Raw genomic sequence first — 22,262 nt, 5'->3', positions numbered from 1 at the left:
GGATGCGGGAGGACACGGTGAGGACCGGGACGCAGACGGCGGCGGCGCGGGTCGCTCCGAAGACCGGGACCGTTCCGCTCGCGCGCGGGACGCGTCCGCGCAACCGCCGCGAGCTGATCGTCACCGCGGCCCGCGAGTTGTTCTCCCGCCACGGCTACGCACATGTGGCGATGAGCGACATCGCGGCGGCGGTGGGCATCGGCCCCTCCGCCCTGTACCGGCACTTCCGCGGCAAGCAGGAGCTGCTGCACGCCGTCGTCGCCGAGGCGCTCGACTCCTGCCTGGCCGGTCTGCACACCGCGAAGCCGGGCGAACTCGACGTACTGGCGGGGGAGTTCGCGGGAACCGCGCTGGCCCGGCGGGAGCTCGGCGTGCTGTGGCAGCGCGAGGCCCGGCACCTGCCCGCCGAGCAGTACGCCCGGCTCGCCCGCCGGCTGCACGCGGCCCGGCGCGCGCTCGACGACCGGCTGACCGCGGCCCGGCCGGGACTGGACCCGGGCCACGCGGAGCTGCTGTCCTGGGGCACGCTGGGGGTGGCGGCCAGCCTCGCCTACCAGCACGTGGAGCTGCAGGCGCCCGAGGGCCCGGAACTCGTCGCGCACCTCATGCACCGCGTCGCCACGGCCGATCTGCCCGGCATCGGGGAGCCTCGACCGCGCACCTCACGATCGCCGTTGTCGCATCGTTCACGCCGTGAGGCGCTGCTCGCCGCGGCGACCGAACTGTTCGCCGAGCGCGGCTACGCCTCGGTCAGCCTGGAGGAGACCGGCGCGGCCGTCGGGATCGCCGGGCAGAGCATCTACCACCACTTCGCCAGCAAGCACGAGATCCTGGCCACGGCCGTGCACCGCTGCGTCGAACGCCTCTGGCTCGATCTCGCGGAGGTGCTCGCCGCGGCCGAGGACCACGCGCAGGCGCTGCGCCGGCTGGTGTGGCGCTACACCCGCAACGCGCTCGCCTCCCGGCACCTGGTGACGCTGATCGCCACCGAGACCGAACACCTCCAGGAGGAGGACCGGCGGCGCACCCACCAGTTCCAGCGCGACTACATCGCGGAGTGGCTGGCGCTGCTGGGCGCGGTCCACCCGGCCATGGCGCCGGCCGAGGCCCGGGTGCGGGTGCAGGCCGTCCTCAGTGTCGTCAACGACGTGGCCCGCACCCCCCGGCTCGGCACCCGGCCGGGGATCGCGCGCGCCCTGCACCGACTCGGCTGCGAACTGCTGGAACTCGGGCCGGAGTGACCTCAACCGGCAGCTTCCCGATGCCGTGCACGAAGATCGAACGGTACGGGCGAGTGGTCCAGGGCGGCAGCACCTCCCTCCGGCCCCCGGGTCAGTCCGGCCGGCCGCCCGCGCGGGCCGCCGGGGCACCCGCCGGCACCGGCCGCGGACCGGCCTCGATGACGGTGTCCAGCATGCCGCGCGACGCCTGGAGGTCGTCGATGACGCGGGTGATCCGCTCGCGTTCCCGGCGCAGCTCCGCGACCAGGTCCGCGCAGACCGGCACCAGCCGCTCGCCCTCGTCGCGGACGCACGGCAGCACCCGCGCGATGGTGTCCGTGGTGAGTCCGGCGGCGAGCAGCGTGCGGATCCGGCGGACCGTCTCGACGTCCTGCTCGTCGTAGACGCGGTAACCGCTGGGCAGGCGCTCCGGTGCCAGCAGGCCCTGCTCCTCGTAGTAGCGCAGCAGCCGCTCGGCGACTCCGGTGCGCCGGACCATCTCACCGATGCGCATGACGGCCTCCTCGGCTTGACTCTCACACCGGTGTCAGACTTTAGCGTGAGCTCCGAGGCGGGGCCGGAGCGGCCACCGCGGCCGGTGATCCGGCCTGGGAACACGAGGAGTTGTCGTCATGCGCGCGGTACAGATCGATGTCCACGGCGGTCCCGAGGTGCTCACCGTACGGGAGGTGGCCGACCCGGCGCCGGGTGCCGGCGAGGTGCTGGTGCGGACGGTCGCGAGCAGCCTGAACCCGGTGGACTGGAAGACCCGGGCCTGGGACGTGGGCCCCGCCCTGCCCGCGACGCTGGGCTGGGACCTGGCCGGCATCGTCGTCGCGAGCGACTCGGCGCGGTTCGCGGTCGGCGACCGGGTGATCGCCATGTCCGCGCAGCTGGCCACCGGCCTCGGCACCTGGGCCGAGCTGGTCCGGCTGCCGGAGCGGCTGCTGGCCCACGCCCCCGCGACGCTCACCCTGCCCGAGGCCGCGACGCTGCCGCTGGCCGGGACCACGGCGGTGCAGGCGCTCGCCGCGCTGCGCCTGGAAGACCGCACCCGCCTGCTGGTGACCGGGGCCGCGGGCGCGGTGGGCGGCCTGGCGGTCCAGCTGGCCCGGCGGACCGGCGTGACGGTCGACGGGCTGGTCTCCCGTCCCGAACACATCGACCTGGTACGGGAGTTCGGTGCATCGGAGGTGACCCGCTCGGTCGCGGAGTTGCCCCGCGGGGCGTACGACGCGGTGCTCGACACCGCGGGCGTCGACGTGTCCGCCGCGCTCGCGGACGGCGGACTGTACGTCTCGATCTCCGACGAGCCGCTGCCGGACGTGCCCGGTGCCGCCAAGAGCTACGTCCAGGAGAGCGGGAAGGACCTGGCGGACCTGGCCGCTCTGGTCGACGCCGGGCGACTGCGGATACGGGTTGCCGCGCACTACCCGCTCACCGAGCTGCGCGCGGCCCACGAGCGCTTCGAGGCGGGCGGCCTGACGGGCAAGGTGGTCCTGCTGTTCTGAGCCGGGCGGGTGGGCCGAATGGAACGGGGGTGCCATCCGAGGTGCGCATGGCAGGATCTCGCGCCGTGGAATTCTCGGTGACAAGGCCCGTCGGCCCGTGCCGTACTGGTACATCGACACCGGGACGGCCTTGCCGGCGATGGGGACGGCACGCCTGAAGGTGATGCGGGGCCGCGGGCCGGGGTACCCGCGCCCGCACCTTCCGCGGCCACGCGGTGTTCAGGGGCGGCGGGCGCGGACCGGCGCACGCCCGTCCGCGGTGGCACCGCCCCGCCCTGCGTGCGGACGATGAACACCGGAATCCGCCACCACCGAATGCGCGCGAGGTCGAATTCCGCGCGCTCGTACCTGATCAAAAACGCGCCGGAATTGGACCGTAATAGTCCCTCGGTATTGCCCGTGAAGATCCTTCGAGCCTTGTTGTCGATGACATGCGGTCGGAATGCGGGAATACCAGGTGTTTGCCTTCACGAAACCTTTCATTGGGGTGGCCCGAACGAAGCTTGCTGCCCCAACTCCGCGCGTAGCAAGGTGTGTTCGTCTACGAGCGTCAGGAGTCACCAGCGTTGCTCGCCCCGGCCGGCCTGCCACGGCGGCGGCGGAGACCGCCGCGGAAGGAGACGAGTGATGGCGAAGCCGATGGGCGCGGCCAAGCTGCTGGCGGTCCTGCGCGCGGAGGGCCTGACGGTCCACGAGGTGCGCGACTGGCGCCACCACAACCGCAACGCCAAGGGGCCCTGGGGCCCGGTGAACGGCGTCATGATCCACCACACCGTCACCTCGGGCACCGAGAACTCCGTGAACATCTGCTACGACGGCTACTCCGGCCTGCCGGGGCCGCTCTGCCACGGCGTGATCGACAAGGACGGTCACGTCCACCTCGTCGGCAACGGCCGCGCCAACCACGCCGGGCTCGGTGACGGCGACGTGCTGCGGGCGGTCGTCGACGAGTCGAAGCTGCCGCGGGACAACCAGGCCGACGTCGATGGCAACCGGCACTTCTACGGCTTCGAGTGCGTCAACCTCGGCGACGGCAAGGACCCTTGGCCCCAGGCGCAGAAGGAGGCCATCGAGAAGGTGGCCGCCGCGATCTGCCGGCACCACGGGTGGTCGGAGCGCTCGGTCATCGGCCACAAGGAGTGGCAGCCCGGCAAGCAGGACCCGAGGGGCTTCACCATGGACGGCCTGCGGTCGCGCATCGCCGACCGGCTCGCGGACAAGTCCGGCAGGGGACCGGGCGATCCCAAGCCCGGCCCCAAGCCCGAGTACGCGCCCTTCCCGGGGGCCGGGTTCTTCCACGCCGGGCGGCAGTCCCCCCTGATCACCGCGATGGGCCGCCGCCTGGTCGCCGAGGGCTGCGGCCGCTACGAGAAGGGCCCGAACCCCGAGTGGACCGAAGCCGACCGCAAGTCCTACGCGGCCTGGCAGGAGAAACTCGGCTACCGAGGCAAGGACGCGGACGGCATCCCGGGCCGGACCAGTTGGGACCGGCTGAAGGTGCCGTCGGACTGACCGGCCCACCGGCCGGGCGGGACCGCGGCCCCGCCCGGCCGCCGAGCGTGGATGCCCTCGTCTGCCACCCGCGGAATCACGAATGAGGGGGCGGGCAAGTCGGCCGCTGCCAGGAGCCTCAGGTGCTCGCCCGCCCTCCTCCCCGGCCACGGGGCGCGGCCCCCCGCGCCGACTACCATGCGCCCATGGCCGATCCGCGTGAGCTGCGTTCCCTCGACGACGTCCGGGCCGCGGCGAACGGCGATCCGCTGCTGCTGTGGGCGGCAGGCGACCTGCTCGGCGGCGCGCGGGCCTTCTGCCTCGGCGACGCCACGGCGGTGGCGGCCCCCGCCCTGTCCGGTCGCGACAGGCTGGCCGTCACCGGACCCGCCGACGCCGCCGCGGCCCTGCTCCGCGCGCTCCTGCCCCGGCTCGGTCCCACCTTCCGGCCCGTCGGCGACGAGGACCTCGTCCGCGACCTCGTGACCCGGCTTCCGCGCCTGGAGTTCGTCGACGCCTTCGGCTGGATGCAGACGGAGACCGCCACCGGCCACGGGGACGGGGCCGCGTGGCTGACCCCGTCGGATCATCCGGACGTCGCCCGGCTGCTGGACGAGGCGTTCGCGAACTCCCATGCCCGGCCCGGCCGCCCCGGCGTGCGCCGCTGGGCCGGGGCGCGCGACGCCTCCGGGGCGCTGTCGGCGTGCGCCGCCGACGCCTGGAGCGCACCCGGCGTCGGATTCCTCGCCGGGGTCGCCGCCGCCGAGCGAGCGCGCGGACGCGGCGCCGGAACGGCCGTGTGCGGCCTCGTCCTGGACCGTCTCGTCGCCGACCACGGCATGGCGGCCTTGATGGTCGACGGCTGGAACACCGCCGCCATTCGCCTCTACCGCCGCCTCGGACTGTCCTGGCGGCCACTCGCCGCCGCCCGGATCGCGGGCCCGGTCCGCCGCCCCTGAAGGACCGCCCCCACGACGGGTGATTGGTTTGCTCTTCACCTGGATCGATCCAAGAGATGGTCAACGGATGGCTGGATCCAGGTCAAGGTGAGACACTCGGTGCCCTCCGCTCGGTCACGCTGCCTGCGGTGATCCCGCAGTGTGCCCGGGTGATCACCGCAGGATTTCGATCTTGGTGGCCGGAAGCGGGCGTAGGGTTCAACAGAGCGTTGAAGCGACCCCGTCTTCCCCGTTCCTCAAGGGTGTTGATGGCTCCTTCGGGTTTTTCACACAGGGAGAACACCCATGCCCACGGCGTCCCAGGCGGTGCGGACCACGAGCTGGAGCCCGGTCGCCGTCGGACGGACGCAGGCGCGCGGTATCGCACAGGTCGCGCTGAGCGCCGGCCCGTGGACGGGATTGCTGTTCCTCGTCGCGCTGTTCACCGACGACTGGCGGATCGGCGTCTTCGGACTGCCCGGCGCGGCGGCGTCCACCGGGACCGCCACGGTGCTGCGCAGCGACCGGGCCGGCCGCCTGAGACAGGGCCTCGAAGGATACTGCGGCCGCCTCGTCGGCATCGCGCTCTTCGTCCGGCTCGGCGCCTCGTGGCGGACCGCGCTGCTCGCCCTCCTCGCGGCTGCGGTCTGCTCGGTGCTCAGCGCGGCGGCCGTCCGCTTCCCGGACCGCCCCGGACTGCCCGTGCTGACCGCCCCGTACTGCCTCGTCGCCGGTGTCATGGCGATCGCGCTGCCGGCCTCGGCGGCCCCCGCGGCGCCGGCCACGCCTTCTACGACAGAATCGGTCGGGTCTTCTTCCTCGCCAAGGGGTACGCGGGCCTGATCGTGCCGGCCGGCCTGCTCGTCACCTCCTGGCGGGTGGCCGTCGCCGCCGCCTGCGACAGCGCCGTCGCGACCGTGACCGCCCACGTCATGGGCCTGCCCTCCGACCGGCTGGCGAGGGGCTTTACGGCTACAACGGAGTGCTCGTCGCCATCGCGCCGGCGGCGACCTTCCTCACCCTGACCTTCCTGGGTGCCGCGCCGGCGGTGGACCGGCCCGGCATGTCGTACGAGAAAGCGAAGTGACGCCATGAACCTCTCACCGCGCGAAATCGACAAGCTCCACGTCTATGTGGTGGCGGACCTGGCCCGGCGCCGCAGGGCCCGGGGCACCAAGCTCAACTACAGCGAAGCGGCCGCGCTGATCACCGAGGCCGTGCTCGAAGCCGCCCGCGACGGACACACCGTGGCCGAGTGCATGGAACTGGGCCGCAAGGTCGTCTCCGCCGACGACGTGATGCCCGGGGTGCGCGAGATGCTCACCGTCCTCCAGGTCGAGACGGCGTTCGTGGACGGAACGAAGCTGGTCACCTGCCACGACCCGATCAGTGCCTGACCCACCGCCTGAACCACCGAGGAGGCCAACGATGTCGGGTGGAGCCCACTACCTCTACGGGGACGACCCCGTGGAGATCAACTCCGGTCGGGCCAAGGTCCGTCTCACCGTCGCCAACACCGGCGACCGTGCTGTCCAGATCGGCTCGCACTACCACTTCTTCGAGGCCAACCGCGCGCTGCGGTTCGACCGCGAGGCCGCGTACGGCATGCACCTGGACATCCCGTCCGGCACCGCCGTGCGCTTCGAACCCGGCGACACCCGCGAGGTCGAGCTGTGCGCCTTCGGCGGCACCCGACGGCTCGTCGGCTTCGCCGGACTCGTCAACGGCGGCCTGAACGCCGACGACACCCGGCGGGCCGCGCTGCACCGCGCGGCGCACCGGGGATTCGCCACCACGAGCGGCAGCACCGACACCGAGAACGAGGGAGCCGACCACTGATGGCGATCATCCCGCGCCGGCAGTACACCGACCTGTTCGGCCCCACCGTGGGTGACCGGTTCCACCTGGCCGACACCAACCTGGTCGTCGAGGTCGAGTACGACCACAACGCCGGCTCCTACGGCGACGAGGCCGTCTACGGCGGCGGCAAGGCCATCCGGGACGGCATGGCCCAGGACCCCGCCGCGCTGAACCGCGAGGGCGCCCTCGACCTGGTGATCACCAACGTCGTGGTCCTCGACCCGGTCCTGGGCGTCGTCAAGGGCGATATCGGCGTCCGCGACGGCCTGATCGTGGGAGTCGGCAAGGCCGGCAACCCCCATGTGCAGAACGGGGTGGACCCCAAGCTGGTCATCGGGCCCGGCACCGAGGTGATCTCCGGCGAGCACCTGATCGCCACCGCCGGCGGCGTCGACAGCCACATCCACTTCATCTCGCCCCAGCAGGCCCAGGAGGGCCTGTCCAACGGCATCACCACCTTCTTCGGCGGCGGCACCGGACCCACCGACGGCAGCAACGGCACCACCTGCACCCCCGGCCCGTGGAATATCCACCGGATGCTGGAGGCCGTCGAGGACCTGCCGGTCAACGTCGGCCTGCTCGGCAAGGGCAACGGCAGCCTGCCCGGGGCGCTGCGCGAACAGGTCGAGGCGGGTGCGGCCGGCCTGAAGGTGCACGAGGACTGGGGCGCCACCCCGGCCGCCATCGACAACGCGCTGCGGATCGCCGACGAGTACGACGTACAGCTCGCCATCCACACCGACACCCTCAACGAGGGCGGCTTCTTCGAGGACACCCTGTCCGCGATCGATGGCCGGACCATCCACACGTTCCACACCGAGGGCGCGGGCGGCGGTCACGCCCCCGACATCATGCGGGTCTCCGGCGAGCCCAACGTGCTGCCGTCCTCGACCAACCCCACGCTGCCGTACACCATCAACTCGGTGGACGAACTGCTGGACATGGTGATGGTCTGCCACCACCTGTCCCGCAACATCCCCGAGGACGTGTCGTTCGCCGACAGCCGGGTGCGGGCCGAGACCATCGCGGCCGAGACGGTACTGCACGACCTCGGCGTGATCAGCATCTTCTCCTCCGACTCCCAGGCCATGGGCCGGGTCGGCGAGTCCTTCGCCCGCGCCTTCCAGACCGCGCACCACTGCAAGGAGATGCGCGGCACGCTGGCCGAGGACAGCTCCCGCAACGACAACGCGCGCGTCCTGCGCTACCTCGCGAAGCTCACCATCAACCCCGCGATCGCGGTGGGCGCCGCCGATGTGATCGGCTCGCTGGAGCCCGGCAAGCTCGCCGACATCGTGCTCTGGCCGATCCACTCCTTCGCCGCCAAGCCCAAGCTGATCATCAAGGGCGGCATGGTGAACTGGGCGCTGATGGGTGACCCCAACGCCTCCCTGCCGACGCCCCAACCGGTCTACTACCGGCCCATGTTCGGCTCCTACGGCCGGGCCAGGCAGCGCACCTCGGTCACCTTCCTGTCCCAGGTGTCCATCGCCGCAGGCGTCCCCGGCGAGCTGGGCCTGCAGCGCCGGATCGAGCCGGTGCGGCGCTGCCGGACCATCGGCAAGCAGCACATGGTCCGCAACGACGCGCTGCCGCGGATCGAGGTCGACCCGGAGACCTACAAGGTCACCGTGGACGGTGAGCCCGCCACCATCGAGCCCGCCGAACGCCTCCCGCTCAACCAGCTCTTCTACATCGTCTGACCCGCCACCGGCACCGGCCCCGGGCGCCTCCCGCGCCCACGGCCGGACCGCGGCGGGCGCCCATCCGGCAGGAACGGAGACCCGGTGTGAACGACCCGATGCCGACCCAGGCGCTGCTGACCGGGCTCCAGCTCACGGACTCGGCCTTCCCCAGCGGCTACTACACCCTTTCGCACGGCCTGGAGGGCTTCCAGCAGGCCCGCGCGGTCACCCCGCGGAGCCTGCCCGCCCTCCTGCACGACCTGCTCCGACACAGCGCGGGACCGGCCGACGCGACCGCCCTCGCCCTCGCCCACCGCGCGGCCGGCGCCGAGGACTGGGACCAAGTGGTGGCCGTGGAAAGGCGGTTGTACGCCACCAAGCTGGGCCGGGAGGCCCGGCAGGCCACCGTCCGCACGGGACGGCAACTGCTCGACCTGGCCGGCGAGGTCTACGGCACACCGCCGATCGAGCACTACCGCACCCTGTACCGCGCGGGCACGGTGCGCGGCTGCCAGCCGGTCGTCGCGGGCGTCGTCCACGCGGCGGCCGGGCTCACCACCAGGCAGGCGGTCACCTGCGAGCTGTTCGCCTTCGCGGCCAGCTTCGTGGGGGCCGCCCTGCGCCTGCGGCTCACCGACCACCGCCGGGCCCAGGTCGTGCTGCACGGCGCCGCCCCGGTGATCGAGGAGACCGTCGAGGCGGCCCTGCGCCGGGAACTGCCCGATCTGGGCGGCTGCGTGCCCGTCGCGGACGTGATGGCGGGCCGGCACGAACGCGCGGAGGCCCGGCTCTTCGCGAGCTAGACAACCGCCGGACCGGGCGGCCGGAACCGCACCGACACGACACACCATCGAGGACAAGGAACCCCTCCCATGCACGACCCCACCCAGGTACGAGGCTCCGCCCACCACCACGACCACGACGAGTTCGTGAAGCGCCCCGCGGACGGCGTGCTGCGCGTCGGCGTCGCCGGGCCGGTCGGCTCGGGCAAGACCGCGCTGATCGAGGCGCTCGTCCCGGTGCTCATCGGCCGCGGCCGCACCCCCGCGGTGATCACCAACGACATCTACACCTCCGAGGACGCCGCGCATGTGCGGCGCACCCTCGCCGGGGTCCTCGACGCGGACCGCATCGTCGGCGTGGAGACCGGCGCCTGCCCGCACACGGCGGTCCGCGACGACCCGACGATGAACCAGGCCGCCGCCGACGAGATCCTGGAGCGCTTCCCCGAGGTGGACACGCTGCTCTTCGAGAGCGGCGGCGACAACCTCACCCTCACCTTCAGCCCGGCACTCGTCGACCTCTTCCTGTTCGTGCTGGACACCGCGGAGGGCGACAAGATGCCGCGCAAGCGGGGCCCCGGCATCACCGAGTGCGAGCTGCTCGTCATCAACAAGATCGACATCGCCCGGTACGTGCGCTGCGACCTGTCGCGGATGGAGTCGGACGCCCATCACGTCCGCCAGGGACGGCCGGTGGTGCTCACCAACTCCCTGACCGGCGAGGGCCTGGAGACCATCGCCGACTTCCTGCTGTCCCACGAGGCCGCCCGCCCGGCCGGCCGGGAGACGGCCACCGCATGACCACGGCGCCCGCGCGGCTGGACCCCGCCCACTACGAACCCCGCCGGACACCGGCCCGGATGCGCGACCTCACCGGCCCGGCGGACACCCTGGCCGCCGGGCGCCCCGGCAAGGTCGGCCTGCTCGAACTGCGCTACGCGCGCGTCGGCGACCGCACCGAACTCGTGGACCGCTACCAGAAGTCCCCCCTGCAGATCATGCGACCGCTGTACGTCGACCCGCTGCGGCCCGACATGCCGGTGACCTATCTGATGTCCACGGGCGGCGGCATCGTCCAGGCCGACCGCAACCGCCTGGACATCGACTGCGGGCCCGGCACGGCGGTGCACCTGACGACACAGGCCGCCACCAAACTGCACCGGATGGAGTTCGACCACGCCACCCAGATCGTCAACCTCCGCGCGGAGGCGGACAGTTACGTCGAGTACCTGCCGGATCCGCTGATCCCGTACCGGGACGCGCGCTTCTACCAGCACACCGAAGTGACCGTCGACCCCACGGCCACCGTGCTGCTGGGCGAGACCATCGCCGCCGGCCGGCTGGCCCGGGGCGAACGGCACGCCTACCGCATGCTCTTCAGCGACCTGGAGATCACCCGTGGGGACGGCGATCTGCTGGCCGTGGACACCGTACGCCTGGACCCGGGCGAGCCCGGCCCGGTGACCGGCCCGGCGGTGTTCGCCGACCACGACCTGATGGCCACGCTGTACGTCGTCTCCCCGCTCGCCCCCGCCGCGGAGATCGCCGACGTGCTGCACGAGGCGCTGGCGGACACCGGCACGGTCTTCGGGGTGAGCGTGCTGCCCGACGACTGCGGAGCCTGGGCGCGGATCCTGGGCAGCGACCCGCCCGCGATCACCCGCGCCCTGCACACCGCCTGGGACGCCGTACGCCGTCTGCTCATCGGCGTACCCGCTCCCGACCTCCGCAAGACCTGACGGGTAACCGGAACGTGACGGGCCGTACACGCGGCCCTGCGTGTCCGTCCCGTGGCGACGCGACGGCGACGGAGGGACGCCGTGACGACGCGCGGCGTCGCCGAGAGGTCAGCGCTTGGTGCAGACCGTGTGCGCCTTGACCCACACCCGCTTGCCGTTGCGGTGGGCGTAATGCCCCTTGACCTTGTAGCAGTGGTGCGCCGTGGGATACGCACCCGGGGCCGCTTGCGGCGCCGCGGAGGCGGTTCCGACCGAGGCTACGGCCGCGCCGCTCGCCAGGATGCCCGCAGTGAGGCCGGCGGCCAGCGTGCGTGTGATGCGACCTCGCATGACTGCACTCTCCTTCTGCTTCGGCAAATCGTGCCCCTCAACCCATCCTCTGGGGCGCTTCTCCCGCCCGCACGTCGATCAGGACCCGTGCCGTGCGCCCCGAACCGCCCCGGCCGCACGGCCCCGACGGCGAGCCCAGGGGGACAGCGTGTCCCACGCCGACGGGGGAGCGGCCGCAACCGCGCTCGGCCGTGCCGGCCGCGCTCACGGCGGTCGCGATGGCCTTCCAGCGCCGCCGCGGCCTCGACGGCGGCCCGCGTCAGCGGTGAACCAGCGGCACCGCGGCCGGTATCCGTTCCAGCACCCCGCCCGCGAACACGTCGTACAGCGGCAGCGTCTCCAGATGGACGTAGCCGATGTGGCAGTCGCAGACCGCGAGCGGACAGGCACGCGGGCGCAGGGCCCGCCGGTAGGAGCCGTCGTAGAGGTTGCCCAGCTCCGCGCGGACGAAATGGCAGCGGCGCACCGTGCCCTCCCCGTCCACCGAGACGACGGACTCCCCGGTGCGGCACGGCAGACCCGCGCTGCGGTGCGGGTGGCGGCTGTACGGGAACAGCGGGTCGAGAGCCGTCCACCGGTCCGCCTCGGCGTCGGTGTAGGTGTGCCCCTCGGCGGCGTTGACCCACAGGTAGACCTGCTCGGGCAGGTCCGCGCGCAGCCGGCGGGCCAGGTCCAGGTGCTCGGGCAGGCCCACCACGCCCACGCTGTGCCGAATGCCGCGCTCGGCCAGGTCGCGGCACTTGCCGAGGAAGCGGTCGTACGGCGTCTGCCCCGGGTGGTACGTGCACCACAGCGCGAGCGTGTCCGCGTCGGCCGCGTCCAGCCAGTCGGTGCGGCAGCTGAGGTTGGTCTGGATCGCCACCCGGCGGATGTGCGGCAACCGGCTCAGTTCCACGAGCGCACGCCGGTACCAGGAGCGCACCAGCCCCTCGCCCCACGGGGTGAACAGCAGCGACAGCCGGTCGCCCTCCTGCGCGGCCGCCCAGTCGGCGAACCGTTCCAACGCGGCCCGGTCCGCGGCCAGTTGGGCACGGCTGTCGCGGCGCTTGGCGAACGGGCAGTACGGGCAGTCGTAGTCGCACGACGCCAGCGGGCCACGGTAGAGAATCGTCAGATCCACGTTCACCCGCTCACTTCGGCTCGTAGGCGGCCATCCGCGCGCGCACCGCGGCGGAGAACAACTCGGGGCCCAGCGCGTCCGAATGGGCCAGGCCCTCGGGGGACAGGCGCAGCAGCCCCGGGCCGGCGCTCTCGTCCAGCCACCCCCGGTCGCGGAACCGGTCCAGTTCGGCGGCGAAGTCGTCGTCGGGCGCGGTGCCGAACCGGGCCCGGTAGCCGGCGGTCTCCATTCCCTCGGCCTGGAGCAGCGACTGGAGCAGATGGCGGCGACGGGCCTCGTCCCCGTCCATCTCCCAGCCGAAGTCCGCGTGCCGGAAACCGTCGGTGGTGCGCGCGGTGTACGCGTCGACGATCGAGCGTATGCGGTGCATGTCCACGGCGTAGTCGAAGGAGTAGTGCAGCCGGGAGGTGTACGAGCGGGCGCCGCAGCCGAGGCCGACCATGCCGTCGGTCTGGCACGCGTAGTCCTCCCCGCCGGTGACCGGGGCGTCCGCGCGGCGGAACATCCGCATCGAGACCTGCTCGTAGCCGTGCGCGAGCAGATGGTCCCGGCCGTGGCGGTACAGCCGCAGCCGCTGCTCGTCCCAGTCGGCGTCGCCGGAGACCCGCTCGCGCCGCCGGCCGAGACCGGTGAGCGGGCGCACGTAGAGCGGGTAGAGGTACAGCTCCTCGGGCCGCCAGGCGAGGGCGGCGTCGAGGGAAGAGGTGAACGATCTCTCGGTCTGGCCGTCGATGCCGTAGATCAGGTCGATGTTCAGCACGGGGATGGCTGCGTCACGGATCCGGCCGAGCGCCGCCTCCACGTCCGCCCGCCGCTGGGGGCGTACGGCCGTGCGCGCCTCGGCGTCGTCGAAGCTCTGTACGCCCAGGCTCAGCCGGGTGGTGCCGCGGGCGGCCAGCACGGCCAGCCGGTCGGCGGTCGCCGTCGCCGGTGAGGCCTCCACCGACAGCGGGACTGCGGCCAGGTCGGCGCCCAGTCCGTGCTCGGCCAGGTCGCACAGCCGCTCCAGCTCCGCCGCCTCCAGGAACGTCGGAGTGCCGCCGCCGAAGGCCGCGTTGGCGAACCGGGCCCCCTCGCCCAGCGCCTCGCGCACCGCCGACGCCTGGCGCTCCAGCGCGTCCAGGTAGGCGGTGGTCAGCCCGTCCGGTGCGCCGATCCGCGTGAAGAGGTTGCAGAATCCGCAGCGCACCTCGCAGAACGGAATGTGGAAGTAGAGCGAGAGGGCGTCCTTCGGCTCGTCCGCCCACAGGGCGCGCAGTGACGCACGCTCCGGGGGCAGCGGGCGGTACGCGGTCTTGTGCGGATAGGCGTAGACGTACTGCTGGTACGGGCGGACGGCAGCCGCCGTGGTGATGGTCATCGTGCCTCGTCGACGAAGAAGTGGGCGTAGGGGACGGTCCAGACGACCTCGTGACCGATGCGGTGACCGGTGTGGCCGTCCTCGCCGTACGCGGTGCCGTGGTCGGAACAGACGATCGCGAAGCACGGGCGGCGGCTGCCGGCCGCCGCCAGCAGACGGCCGATGTGCCGGTCCACGTATTCGAGGGCCGCCGCGTGGGACTCCCGGGTGTCGCCCGCCTCGCGGGTGGCTCCGGGACGGTGGAACCAGTTGGGCTGGTGCAGGGCCGCCACATTGACGAAGAGGAACAGTCGCCGCTCCTCGGGAAGACCGGCGACGACCTTCTCGGCGCACGCCACCTGGGCCTCGAACGAGGTGGGGGAGGCCACCCCGAACTCCGGCTCCCAGTGGCTCTCCTGGAACATCCCCGGCAGCACCGAGCCCAGCGGCCCCTGCTTGTTGAAGAAGCCGACCCCGCCGATGCACACCGTGTGATAGCCCACGGCGGCCAGGCCCGAGACCAGGTCCGGTGTGTCGTACACGAAGGTGCCGTCCGCCGTGCTCTCACTGCCCGCGAAGCGCGCCGCGAACAGCCGAGGGTGCGGGCCCGGCGTGGCCGGTGTCGGCAGGAAACCGGCGAACATCGCCTGGTGGGAGGCGTAGGTGAAGCTGCCCGGCGCGTGCCTGCGCTCCCAGCCGCCGTCCGGCAGATGCCGGGCCAGGTTCGGGATGCGCCCGGCCGCCGCCAGCTCCTGCGCCACGTCGTAGCGGAGGGTGTCGAGCGTGACCAGCAGCAGATCGTGGCTGCCCACGATCTCGTTCATGTCAAGCGGGGGTGTCATGGTGGTGCTCCTCGCGTTCCGTCCGCCGCACGGCGGACGGCGCCGCGGCGACCTGCGCGGCATAGGTGTCCAGGTTCTCGGCGCCGCTGCCGGGCAGTCCGGTCAGCCGGGGCAGCAGGTCCCCGAAGGCGTTCACCTCGCCGACGGCGAAGCGGCGCCAGCCGACGGCCGGCAGGATGTCCACCCCGACGCACAGCGTGCCCGGGAAGCACGCCGCCGCCCGCTCGGCCACCTCCAGCACCGAGGCGAAGTCGCCGCCCGCGGCCCGGATCGCCTCGCGGACGGCGTCCAGATCGCCCCGGGCGCCGCCGAGATGAAGATTGGTCATGGGGTGCCGGCTGGTCCGCACGACGGCGTGGGTGGCGCGGCCCGCGACCACCACGACCCGCAGATCGGCCGCCCGGCCGCCCTGCGCGGCCTTGGGCAGCCACCGCTCCACATGGATCCCGTCCGGCGCCAGGGCGTCGACGAGTGCGGCGACCTCGCCCTCCGAGGTGTAGTCGCGCACCCGCAGGGAGTTGTACAGCCGGCCGTCCGGGGTCCGCTCCACGGACGTCGTCGCCTTGATCCGGCCGGGGCCCGCCAGCGACAGGGCCACCACACCGGAGGCCGAGGAGCCGTGGGCGGGCTTCACGAACGCCCGCCGGATCCGGGCCTGCCCGAGCCCCCGCTTGAGCGCGTCCCAGCCGTCGATGCCGCCGGCCAGGGCCGGGGGGACCGGGACGCCCGCGGCGGCGAGCCGGGCATGGCAGCGCCGCTTGTCGAACAGCACCGCGATCTCCTCCGGGTCCGCGCTGGTCACCGCGCCCGCGCGGTGTGCCGCTCGCGTCAACTCCGCCACCGCGGCGGTGAACCGGCGGTGCCAGAGCGCCGTGCCCTCGACCCGGGTGGGCTCGTCGGTGCCCCGCAGCAGCCGGTCGACCTCCGCGTTCTCCCCGGGCGAGTCGATCCGCACCCACTCGCCCGGCGCGAAGGCGTACCGGCCGCGCAGCACGTCCCGCCAGGCGAGCACCCGCGGCGCCGCGTGCCCCGCCGCGCGGACGGCGGCAGCGAACATCGTCGTCCGCCGGTTCTCGGGGTTGCCGACGACGGCGAACCGCGGGCCCGCGCCGGGGACCGGACTACTCGGAGACGGCGACATAACGCCACTCCTCGTCCCCCCACTGGCGCGGCACCTGCCGGCCCGACAGGTCCACCTCGGTCCCGGCGGGACCGAGGGCCGCGCGCAGCCGGTCGGCCATGGCTTCGCCGACGAAGTGGTGGTGCAGGTCCAGCCGCCGCAGACCGGTCAGCGGCTGGCCGTTCAGCAGGGCCTCGGCACCGGCGTCGGTCAGGGTGCCCATCGACAGGCTCAGCGACTCCAGCTGGGCCACGACCGGCGCCGAAGCGACCGCCGCCGCGATCTCGTCCTGCAACTCGCTGTCCTGGAGGCCGAGATGGCGCAGTGCCGGGAAGGCGCCGCCGGCCAGGATCGGCGCGAGGTCGGCGACCGTCGCGTCACCGCCGTACGCCGCCACGCCCAGCCATAGCTCCAGCCGCTCCAGAGCGGGCAGTTCACAGGCGCCGACCGCCCGCACCACCTGCCCGGGCAGACCGCCCGACTCGAACCGCAGGGCTCGCAGCGACTCGTGCCGCACGGGGCGCAGCGACAGGAGGGCGCCGCCGCGCACGCCCAGTTCCTCCAGCAGCGGGAAGCGCTCCAGGACCGGGGTGACATCGGCGAGTTCGAGCCAGGAGATCTCGCACTCCTCGCCGACGACGTCGGCGAGGAACAGGGCACGCAGCGCGGGGAAGCCCTCGGCGTCGGCCAGGAGCAGCTCCAGCACCGGCCCGAGTTCGATGTACTCGTCCTCCCACCAGGGCCCGATGACCAGGGCCCGTACGTCCGCGCTGTTCACCCGCTTCCTGAAGCTCTGCCACACCTCCGGGAACGGCAGTTCCCCGGCCGCGAAGCAGTCCAGCCGCCAGGCCACGTCGCCGGCGGCCGGCAACGGCTCCTCGCCCGTCTCGGGCAGGGTGAAGACGGGCAGCCCGTGGAACGTGTCGAGGTGTTCGGTGAAGATCATGGCAGCCCTCCTCACTCCGCGACGGCGGTGTAGCGGTGGACGACGCCGTCGTGCTCCCAGGTGTCGCCGGGCTCGGACAGGTCGACCTCGACACCGGAGGGCTCCAGCGCCGCCCGGACCCGCTCGGCCACCGGCTCGGTGACGTAGTTGTGGTGCAGGTCGAGCCGGGTCAGATGGGTGAGGGGCTGGCCGTCGAGCAGCGCTGTCACACCCTCGTCGGTGAGCACGCCGAGGGAGAGGTCGAGCGAGGTGAGCTGGGCGACGACCGGGGCCCCCGCGACGGCGGCGGCGATCTCGTCCTGGATCTCGCTGTTGCGCAGGCCGAGGTGGCGCAGCGCCGGGAAGCCGCCCCCGGCCAGCAGCGGCGCGAGGTCGGCGACGGTGGCGTCACCGTCGTACTCCTCCACGCCGAGCCATATGTCCAGGTGCTCCAGCGCGGGGAGTTCACTGGCGGCGACGCCGCGCACGACGTGGCCGGGCAGGCCGCCGGCCTCGAAGCGCAGGGTGCGCAGGTGCCGGTGCCGGACGGCGGGGAAGCGCAGTTCGCTGCCGCCGCGGATTCCGAACTCGGCGAGCAGCGGATAGGCGTCGAGGACCGGGGTGACGTCGGACTGCTGGATCCAGGAGATCTCCGCCTCCTCCATCTCCAGGTCGCCGATGAACACGGCCCGCAGCCCGGTCAGCCGGTCCCGCGCCTGTACGAGGAGGTCCACCACCTCGCCCGAGTCGCCGTCGTACACCTCGCCCCACGGGCCGACGACGATCGCGCGCACCCCGGCGGGGTCCACGGCGCCGAGGAAACGCTCCCAGAGTTCCTCGAACGTCTCGTCCGAGTCCCCGTAGGGGTTGACGGCGAGCCGCCACGCCACCTCGCCCGCACCCGGCAGTTCCCGTTTCTCCTCGGGGGCGGGGAAGTCGAAGGCCGGGAGGCCGTGCAGTTCCTTCAGGTGCTCGACGTACGACATGACGCGCTGGCCTCCTGGACCGTGATCGTGCGGTGGTTGCCAAGAGTTGTACCAACCCGCACTGACAACGCGGTTGACGGGCCGTGGGAAAGCCGCGGCGGGGGCCGTTGTCAGACCCTCCGCGTAGCGTCGTGGACATCGGTCGGCGCCAGGTGCCGACGGGGAAGGGAGACACGCATGTACCGGCAGGGAGACGTCCTGATCGTGCCCGTGGCGGAGGACGCGGTGCCCCCGGGCACCGACCGGCTGCCGCGCCAGCCGCGGGACGCGCGGGGCCGGCTGGTGCTGGCGCTCGGCGAGGTCACCGGACACGCGCACGCGGTGGTCGGACCGGGGACCCTGGTCCGGGAGGCCGGTCCGTTCGGGGTCGCCTACCTCCATCTCCCGGACGGCGGACGGGTGGTGCACGAGGAGCACGCGGCGATACCGCTGCCGAAGGGCTGGTACCGCGTGGTGCGGCAGCGGGAGTACGTGCCGGGCGCCGTCCGCGTCGTGGCGGACTGAGCCGGCGGGGCACGACGGTGACTTCGGTGAGCGGGGAAGCGATGGAGACGGTGAGCGGGGAAACGATGACGACGGGGAACGCGACGGTGACGCCGGTGGGTACGGAGCCGAGGGGCCCGGAGACGGAAGACACCGAGACGGCAGGCATGGCGATGGCGGGCGCAGAGCCGGGCGGGTCGGAGCCGGTGGACGCGGTGCGCGAGTGGCGGGAGGTGGCGGCGGCGACCGGCCCCGCGGACCGCCCCGCCGCCGAGGAGGGCGTGCGCCTGGCCTACCGGCTGGCGGGCCTGCCCGAGCCGGAGACCATCGTCTGGGCGGACTCGCCCCGCGCGGGCACGGCGCTGGCCGCCCGGCTCACGGCCCAGGGCACGGCCGGCCGCAGCGTCCGCGACGAGGTACGCAACCGGCCGTGGGCCACGGCGCGGGGGCGCCTCCTCGACCGGCTCGGACCGGCCGGCTGGGCCGGGCACTGGGCCCTGACCGGCGCCCCGCTCTGGGACCGCATGGTCATGTTGACGGACCGCATACGCACCGGGGTGACGGACGCGTCCGGAGGCGCGCAGGAAGCGGAGCAGACCGTCCGGCTGGTGCTCCTGGACGCGGTGCTGGGCCAGCACGACGCGGCCTGGCTGGCGGCCTTCGCCGGCCAGGAGGGCGCGGAGGCGCTCGACGGCATCGCCGCGGTGGCCCGCGCCGCGGGCTGGTGGTGGCCGTACGAGAAGACCGCGATCGTCTGCGAACGGCCCGTGGCACTGCACCTGGACGAGGCGGGCCGGCTCGACCGCGGCGACGGCCCCGCGCTCGCCTTCCCCGACGGCTTCGCCCTGTACGCCTGGCGCGGCATGCCGGTGCCCGCCGAATTCCTCGCCGAACTCGACGGGCTGACACCCCGCCGGATACGCGAGGAGGAGAACGCCGAACTGCGCCGCGTGATGCTGGAGCACTACGGCTACGACCGCTATCTGAAGGAGTCCGGCGCCAAGCCGGTGCAGCGGGACGAGACGGGCGTGCTCTGGCGCGTCGAACTGCCGGGGGACGAGCCGCAGGTGATGGTCGAGGTGGTCAACTCCACCCCGGAGCCGGACGGCACGCACCGCACGTACTGGCTGCGCGTCCCGCCGCGCACCCGCACCGCTCGGGAGGGGGTCGCCTGGACGTTCGGCCTGGAGGAGGCGGAGTACACGCCGCAGCGGCAGACCTGAACCGCGGCCTCCGTGCCCCCTCGGCGGGGTAGACGGGCCTGTGCCGTCTCACGGGCGTTGAGCACCTCGTCCAGGTGCGCCCCCGCCGAGTTCCGCGCCACACGGGACCGAACATCTCCGGGTCCAGCGGTGTGGTCACCGGGCCACCGGCCGGGCCGGGCGTGCTCAGGCGGCGGCGCCGAGGGCGCGCCCCCACGCCTCGACCGTGGTGACCTCGCCGCGCCGGGCGAGGACGCGCTCGACGAGCGTGTCGTGCAGCCCCGGGTCGGGATCGGCGCAGGCGTCGGACAGGACGGTGACCCGGTAGTCGAGGTCGGCGGCCTGGAGGGCGGTGGACAGCACGATCCCGCCGGTCGCGATGCCGGCCAGGACGAGATGGCCGATGCCCTGGGCGGCCAGGATCTGCCGGAGGTTGTTCCCGGCGAAGGCGCTGACCCGGTTCTTGTACACGACGATCTCACCGTCCGAGGGCGCGACATCGGGGTGGATGGCGGCGCCGGGATCGTCGGGGGTGAACAGGTGCGTCGGCAGGGCACCGAAGGTCTTGTTGCGCGGGTGGGCGTCGATGTGACCGGGCCGCAGCCGAAGCGCCACATGGATGACCGGGACACCGGCGGCGCGGGCGGTGCGCAGGGCGCGGACCGCGCGGGGCAGGTAGTCGTCGGGCACGTGCGCGAGGTGGCCGGCCTGGAGGTCCATGAGCAGCAGGGCGGTGCGGGACATGGTGGTGCCTTTCGAAGAAGTCGGGGGAGGGGCGGGCTACTTGTCGGCCGGTGCGGGTGCCACGCGCCCGAGGGCGCGGTCGAGGACGGTCACGAGGAGGTAGAGCACACCGGCGCCGAGCATGATCCAGGCGAGCTGGTGCATGCCGGCGGTGTCGGCGCCTCGCCCGAAGGAGGCGGCGGTCGCGGAGGAGGCGATCATCGAGCCGATGTAGGCGAAGGTGCGCAGCAGTCCCGCGGAGGAGGCGACCCGCTCGGGATCGGCCTGGAAGTAGACGGAGTTCTGCAGGGCCAGGTTGTTCAGCCCCTGCGGGATGCCGAACACCAGGGCGACGAGGAACAGCGCCCACAGGGCGCTGCCCGCGCCGAGCGTCAGCATCACCAGGCAGGCGACGATCTGTCCGGCGGCGCCGACCAGCAGCTTCCCGCGCACGCCGGAGCGCCGCCCGGAGAGGATCGAGACGCCGATCGCCACCAGGAACATGGGTATCTGCACCAGACCGGCCCGGAACGGGCTCAGCCCGTAGCCCTCTTCGGTCCACTGGCTGAAGCCGTAGAGGAAGGAGTAGGAGACGACGTAGGCGACGACCGCGCGGCCGTAGGTGGCCAGCAGCGGAGTGTTGCCGCCGAACACCCTGAGGTCGATGAACGGGGTGGCGGCGCGCAGCTCGCGCAGCGCGAACCCGGCCGCGAAGACGGCGGCGACCACCAGCAGGTACCAGGTGCGCGGGTGCGGGTTCATCAGGAACAGCAGCAGCGAGGTGAGCGTCGCCGCGAACAGCGCCATGCCGGGCAGGTCGAGCTGTGCGACCAGCCGGCCGCCTCCCGCGGGCCGGGCCGCGGGAGCCGGTTTGGGCAGCCAGAGCAGGCCCAGCACCACGGCCACGACGGACAGCGGCACGTTCAGCGCGAAGGTGGCGCGCCAGCCGCCGGCCGCGATCAGCAGACCGCCCAGCAGTGGGCCGATGACGGCTATGGTCTGGTTGGCGACGGCCAGCGCGGTCAGCACCCCGCCGGGACTGTCCCGCCCGGTGCGTTTCGCCTCGCTGCGCAGCAGGGCCATCGCGGCGGGGTAGCCGGAGCAGGTGCCGAAGCCGAGCAGGACGCGCGCGGCGATCAGCACCGCCATGTTCGGTGCCAGGGTGCCGAGGACGCCCGCGACGCCGACGAGGCTGGTGCTGAACAGGAAGAGCCGGCGCGGCCCGAACAGGTCGATGAGCCGGCCCACGACCGGCTGCCCGAGCGAGGTGGCGAGGTAGAGGGCGGAGACCAGCCACGCGGTCTGCGAGGCCGGCGCGCCCAGGGCCTTGCCGATGGGGACGAGTGCCACCGAGATGATCGTGGAGTTGATCGGGTTCAGGATCGAGCCCAGCATCATCGGCGGCAGCAGCCGCCGGTCGAAGCCGGGCCCGTCCGTCTTCGCCATGGCCCCGGGCCGTGTCTCAGTCATGGATCAGCCGCTCCAGCACCGCCATGGCGGCGATCACGGTCCGGCGCTCCTCGTCCGTGCACCGGTCCAGCCGCTCCGCGAGCCATTCGGTGCGGATCTGCCGCCCCTGCTCCACCCGGCGGCGGCCCTCCCGCGTCAGCCCGATCAGCAGGCGCCGCCCGTCCTCCGGGTCCGGGGCCCGCTCGACCAGGCCCCGTGCGGCGAGCGCGGCGACCATCGAGGTCATCGACTGGTGCCGCACCCCCTCGGCGGCGGCCAGCTCGCTCGCCGTGACGTTCCCCTTGTCGGACAACCGGGCCAGCACGGATGCCTGGCCCAGGGTGATGTCCTCCGCCTCGGAGGCCTTCAGGATGCGCCGCCGCAACCGGCTGATCACCGCGCGCACATCACGCGACGCCTGCACCGCGGACGGCGACGGACTCGGATTCTCACTCATGACCCGCAGCTTAATCTGTACAGGCTGAGCTGTACAGTTTGCCTGTGTGACCCGGCGGGC

Annotated in this window: 25 protein-coding genes; 14 read left to right on the top strand and 11 right to left on the bottom strand. The window is 73.1% G+C overall.

Annotated features, from left to right (window positions below):
• Nucleotides 1–17 precede the first annotated feature (17 nt).
• On the top strand, nt 18–1,241 hold the full coding sequence (locus ACSP97_RS01835; RefSeq protein ID WP_440556154.1) for a TetR/AcrR family transcriptional regulator: 1,224 nt from the start codon (nt 18–20) through the stop codon (nt 1,239–1,241).
• A 91-nt stretch (nt 1,242–1,332) separates the two neighbouring features.
• Here the strand turns inward: ACSP97_RS01835 and ACSP97_RS01830 are convergent, their stop codons facing one another.
• Nucleotides 1,333–1,734 (bottom strand): MerR family transcriptional regulator, encoded by a 402-nt coding sequence (locus tag ACSP97_RS01830; protein WP_355147161.1) that lies wholly within the window; start codon nt 1,732–1,734, stop codon nt 1,333–1,335.
• Nucleotides 1,735–1,852: 118 nt separating this feature from the next.
• Between ACSP97_RS01830 and ACSP97_RS01825 the strand changes: the two genes are divergently transcribed.
• The 11 genes from ACSP97_RS01825 (at nt 1,853) to ACSP97_RS01775 (ending at nt 11,226) form a co-directional block, all read left to right on the top strand.
• Nucleotides 1,853–2,731 carry an NADP-dependent oxidoreductase gene (locus tag ACSP97_RS01825; RefSeq protein ID WP_440556153.1) on the top strand — a complete coding sequence of 293 codons (879 nt, stop codon included), beginning with the start codon at nt 1,853–1,855 and terminating at the stop codon, nt 2,729–2,731.
• A 627-nt stretch (nt 2,732–3,358) separates the two neighbouring features.
• Nucleotides 3,359–4,243, top strand: coding sequence for a peptidoglycan-binding protein (locus ACSP97_RS01820; protein ID WP_364726426.1), 885 nt, complete (start codon nt 3,359–3,361; stop codon nt 4,241–4,243).
• Nucleotides 4,244–4,428: 185 nt separating this feature from the next.
• Nucleotides 4,429–5,181: a GNAT family N-acetyltransferase gene (locus ACSP97_RS01815; RefSeq protein ID WP_440556152.1), complete on the top strand. Its 753-nt coding sequence runs from the start codon at nt 4,429–4,431 to the stop codon at nt 5,179–5,181.
• A gap of 285 nt (nt 5,182–5,466) precedes the next feature.
• Nucleotides 5,467–6,003, top strand: coding sequence for an urea transporter (locus ACSP97_RS01810; RefSeq protein WP_440556151.1), 537 nt, complete (start codon nt 5,467–5,469; stop codon nt 6,001–6,003).
• A gap of 2 nt (nt 6,004–6,005) precedes the next feature.
• The gene (locus ACSP97_RS01805; RefSeq protein WP_440556150.1) at nt 6,006–6,185 is read left to right on the top strand and encodes a hypothetical protein; all 180 of its coding nucleotides are present in this window, start codon (nt 6,006–6,008) and stop codon (nt 6,183–6,185) included.
• Between the two features lie 66 nt (nt 6,186–6,251).
• Nucleotides 6,252–6,557, top strand: a complete 306-nt coding sequence (locus tag ACSP97_RS01800) for an urease subunit gamma (RefSeq protein WP_355147171.1) — start codon at nt 6,252–6,254, stop codon at nt 6,555–6,557.
• A 31-nt stretch (nt 6,558–6,588) separates the two neighbouring features.
• The gene (locus ACSP97_RS01795) at nt 6,589–6,999 is read left to right on the top strand and encodes an urease subunit beta (RefSeq protein WP_355147173.1); all 411 of its coding nucleotides are present in this window, start codon (nt 6,589–6,591) and stop codon (nt 6,997–6,999) included.
• Nucleotides 6,999–8,723, top strand: coding sequence for an urease subunit alpha (gene ureC, locus ACSP97_RS01790; protein ID WP_440556149.1), 1,725 nt, complete (start codon nt 6,999–7,001; stop codon nt 8,721–8,723). Before ACSP97_RS01795 ends, ureC begins: the two co-directional genes overlap by 1 nt.
• Before the next feature lie 98 nt (nt 8,724–8,821).
• Nucleotides 8,822–9,508 (top strand): urease accessory protein UreF, encoded by a 687-nt coding sequence (locus ACSP97_RS01785; protein ID WP_440558538.1) that lies wholly within the window; start codon nt 8,822–8,824, stop codon nt 9,506–9,508.
• A 69-nt stretch (nt 9,509–9,577) separates the two neighbouring features.
• On the top strand, nt 9,578–10,288 hold the full coding sequence (ureG, locus tag ACSP97_RS01780) for an urease accessory protein UreG (RefSeq protein WP_435642400.1): 711 nt from the start codon (nt 9,578–9,580) through the stop codon (nt 10,286–10,288).
• A complete protein-coding gene (locus ACSP97_RS01775) occupies nt 10,285–11,226 on the top strand; it encodes an urease accessory protein UreD (RefSeq protein ID WP_391870753.1) in 942 nt (313 codons plus the stop codon). The genes ureG and ACSP97_RS01775 overlap by 4 nt, the downstream gene beginning before the upstream one ends.
• A 108-nt stretch (nt 11,227–11,334) precedes the next feature.
• Here ACSP97_RS01775 and ACSP97_RS01770 read toward each other — a convergent pair whose 3' ends face one another.
• The 7 genes from ACSP97_RS01770 to ACSP97_RS01740 form a co-directional block, all read right to left on the bottom strand.
• Nucleotides 11,335–11,556 (bottom strand): hypothetical protein, encoded by a 222-nt coding sequence (locus ACSP97_RS01770; protein ID WP_355147179.1) that lies wholly within the window; start codon nt 11,554–11,556, stop codon nt 11,335–11,337.
• Nucleotides 11,557–11,815: 259 nt separating this feature from the next.
• Complete coding sequence (locus ACSP97_RS01765) at nt 11,816–12,676, bottom strand: STM4011 family radical SAM protein (protein ID WP_440556148.1); 861 nt, start codon at nt 12,674–12,676, stop codon at nt 11,816–11,818.
• A 10-nt stretch (nt 12,677–12,686) separates the two neighbouring features.
• A complete protein-coding gene (locus ACSP97_RS01760; protein ID WP_440556147.1) occupies nt 12,687–14,036 on the bottom strand; it encodes an STM4012 family radical SAM protein in 1,350 nt (449 codons plus the stop codon).
• Nucleotides 14,033–14,839 (bottom strand): STM4013/SEN3800 family hydrolase, encoded by an 807-nt coding sequence (locus tag ACSP97_RS01755; RefSeq protein ID WP_355327893.1) that lies wholly within the window; start codon nt 14,837–14,839, stop codon nt 14,033–14,035. Before ACSP97_RS01755 ends, ACSP97_RS01760 begins: the two co-directional genes overlap by 4 nt.
• Before the next feature lies 1 nt (nt 14,840).
• Nucleotides 14,841–15,998 (bottom strand): STM4014 family protein, encoded by a 1,158-nt coding sequence (locus ACSP97_RS01750; RefSeq protein WP_440556146.1) that lies wholly within the window; start codon nt 15,996–15,998, stop codon nt 14,841–14,843.
• Nucleotides 15,979–16,923 carry an STM4015 family protein gene (locus ACSP97_RS01745; protein WP_440556145.1) on the bottom strand — a complete coding sequence of 315 codons (945 nt, stop codon included), beginning with the start codon at nt 16,921–16,923 and terminating at the stop codon, nt 15,979–15,981. Before ACSP97_RS01745 ends, ACSP97_RS01750 begins: the two co-directional genes overlap by 20 nt.
• 11 nt (nt 16,924–16,934) lie before the next feature.
• Nucleotides 16,935–17,888 carry an STM4015 family protein gene (locus ACSP97_RS01740; protein ID WP_355327565.1) on the bottom strand — a complete coding sequence of 318 codons (954 nt, stop codon included), beginning with the start codon at nt 17,886–17,888 and terminating at the stop codon, nt 16,935–16,937.
• A 177-nt stretch (nt 17,889–18,065) separates the two neighbouring features.
• Between ACSP97_RS01740 and ACSP97_RS01735 the strand changes: the two genes are divergently transcribed.
• Nucleotides 18,066–18,392, top strand: a complete 327-nt coding sequence (locus ACSP97_RS01735) for a hypothetical protein (RefSeq protein ID WP_355147191.1) — start codon at nt 18,066–18,068, stop codon at nt 18,390–18,392.
• A 185-nt stretch (nt 18,393–18,577) separates the two neighbouring features.
• Nucleotides 18,578–19,594 (top strand): DUF6745 domain-containing protein, encoded by a 1,017-nt coding sequence (locus ACSP97_RS01730; RefSeq protein WP_440558537.1) that lies wholly within the window; start codon nt 18,578–18,580, stop codon nt 19,592–19,594.
• A gap of 165 nt (nt 19,595–19,759) precedes the next feature.
• Here ACSP97_RS01730 and ACSP97_RS01725 read toward each other — a convergent pair whose 3' ends face one another.
• The 3 genes from ACSP97_RS01725 to ACSP97_RS01715 are packed head-to-tail and all read right to left on the bottom strand — an operon-like array spanning nt 19,760 to nt 22,202.
• A complete protein-coding gene (locus ACSP97_RS01725; protein ID WP_355526542.1) occupies nt 19,760–20,317 on the bottom strand; it encodes a cysteine hydrolase family protein in 558 nt (185 codons plus the stop codon).
• 36 nt (nt 20,318–20,353) lie between these two features.
• Nucleotides 20,354–21,766, bottom strand: a complete 1,413-nt coding sequence (locus tag ACSP97_RS01720; protein ID WP_440556144.1) for an MFS transporter — start codon at nt 21,764–21,766, stop codon at nt 20,354–20,356.
• Nucleotides 21,759–22,202: a MarR family winged helix-turn-helix transcriptional regulator gene (locus tag ACSP97_RS01715; protein WP_358682038.1), complete on the bottom strand. Its 444-nt coding sequence runs from the start codon at nt 22,200–22,202 to the stop codon at nt 21,759–21,761. Before ACSP97_RS01715 ends, ACSP97_RS01720 begins: the two co-directional genes overlap by 8 nt.
• Between the last annotated feature and the right edge of the window lie 60 nt (nt 22,203–22,262).

Source organism: Streptomyces sp. SCPE 10, from assembly GCF_051980735.1.
Taxonomy (GTDB): domain Bacteria; phylum Actinomycetota; class Actinomycetes; order Streptomycetales; family Streptomycetaceae; genus Streptomyces; species Streptomyces misionensis.
Note: the sequence above shows the minus strand (reverse complement) of the source record. Positions and strands in the feature narration are given on the sequence as shown.